The sequence below is a fragment of the Dethiosulfatibacter sp. genome (genome assembly GCF_983023055.1).
On the sequence record NZ_CEZJXU010000451.1, the window covers coordinates 218 to 2049 of the forward strand.

The following is a 1832-nucleotide window of genomic DNA, read 5'->3' on the forward strand; positions in this document are numbered from 1 at the left end:
GCCCGGCTCCTGACCTAAAAACTGATTGCAAGGCATTCCCAGTACTACCAATCCCTGATCCTTATATTTCTTATATAAGATCTCCAATCCCTCGTACTGTGGTGTTAGTCCGCACTTACTGGCTGCGTTGACCACAATAACAACTTTACCATTAAACAATGGTTCGTGAAGAAATAATTTAAATAGCTGATAGTCAGCGAAATGAATGCGCAAAAACATAAGAAATCCCCCTGAAAATCAATATCTTAGTAGTCGTTTCGATACAATTATTAAGCATGATTATCAAGGGGAAATTCACTAGCAAATATCATATAAAAAACATCTTGAACAAAATGTGCAAGGTGAATAAATGGCAATATTATTTTATGCCAAAAATTCTAATCTTATTTTTAAGTATTAAGGATCGAATTAATTTTCTTCAACTAGAGCGATATAGTGATTCATGTGAGCAACATTATCGCAATCAATTTGAGAAGGAGTTTGATTTTCTTCATTTCAACAAGGAACTGATCTTAGAGTATTCAAGTAACAAATGTATTCTTGCTTTTGATCCCAGCTATGTTAGTAAATCAGGAAAATTAACACCTGGAGTGGGGTATTTCTGGTCTGGCTGTGCTGGAAAAAGTAAATGGGGACTAGAAATTGGAGGTATAGGTGTTATTGATCAATACAACCATACTGCTTTTCATTTGGAAGCAGTTCAAACCCCAAGTAAATTAGAGGATAAAAGCTTATTGGATCATTATGGACAGATACTTATTGCGAGAAAAGATAGTCTGTTTGAAATATCTAAATATTTGGCAGTTGATGCTTATTTCTCAAAAGAACCTTTTGTAAGCAGTATGTGTAATCAAGAGTTTGAGCTGATTAGTAGATTACGAAATGATGCTAATTTAAGATATCTCTACAAGGGAGAGAAAAGAGAAGGAAGAGGTAGACCAAAGAAATATGACGGTAAGATATATTACAAAACCTTAAGCAAGGAATATTTTAAAAATATTGAAACAACAGATGATCAGAAAGTATATCAAGCTGTAGTTAATTCAAAATCCCTTAAGAGAGATATCAATTTGGTAATTGTTTATACTCGAAAAAAAGATAAGTGGACTCATAAATTGTATTTTTCTACTGATTTAAAGTTAACGGGACATCAGGTTTTAAAGTATTATCGATCAAGATTTCAAATTGAATTTATATATCGAGACGGAAAACAGCATACAGGATTGAATGATTGTCAAGCCAGAAGTAAAAACAAATTGCATTTCCATTTTAATACATCATTAACGGCTGTCAATTTAGCTAAAACAGCACATTGGCTAAAAACTCCAAAAGAAGAACGAGGAGCGTTTTCAATGACAAGCGTAAAGACTATGTATCACAATCAGTTATTGCTAGATAGATTTTTAGAGATGTTCGCAATTAACCCTAACAGTAAGAAAAATAAAAACAGAATTAGGCAGCTCACTAAATTCGGAGTTATAGCTGCCTAAAACGTAACGAAGTATTGAAGTTATGTAATAATCAAATTATCAACCGCAAAGAACAGAACGAACACAAAGTCAATTTACATTTTTACTTCGTGTTTATAAAGCTTTGTTATTTCCTTATTAATACACATGGGTACTATGCCGATTATTTTTCGTTGTGTTTTTGGTGCACTTGGCGGTTAAATTATTTTTAAAAGAAAGGTATCAATAAACACAAAAATGATTTGTGACATTATATTGTTCCAGGAACTCTATTCGACATAGAGCAAAAAAAAGATCTGTATAGCCCCTGTTTGGTGCCTATTTGTCACCGGTACCAGACTGGCTTTTTCTACTAATTAGAGG

The 1832-nt window shown here is 33.0% G+C and carries 1 protein-coding gene and 1 pseudogene; one reads left to right on the forward strand and one right to left on the reverse strand.

Annotated features, from left to right (window positions below; translation table 11 throughout):
• Positions 1-219: pseudogene (locus tag AC3AX0_RS12305) on the reverse strand (hypothetical protein); the annotation flags it as partial.
• Between the two features lie 146 nt (positions 220-365).
• Between AC3AX0_RS12305 and AC3AX0_RS12310 the strand changes: the two are divergent.
• Positions 366-1490, forward strand: a complete 1125-nt coding sequence (locus tag AC3AX0_RS12310; protein ID WP_487550573.1) for a transposase — start codon at positions 366-368, stop codon at positions 1488-1490.
• The last annotated feature ends 342 nt before the right edge of the window (positions 1491-1832 follow it).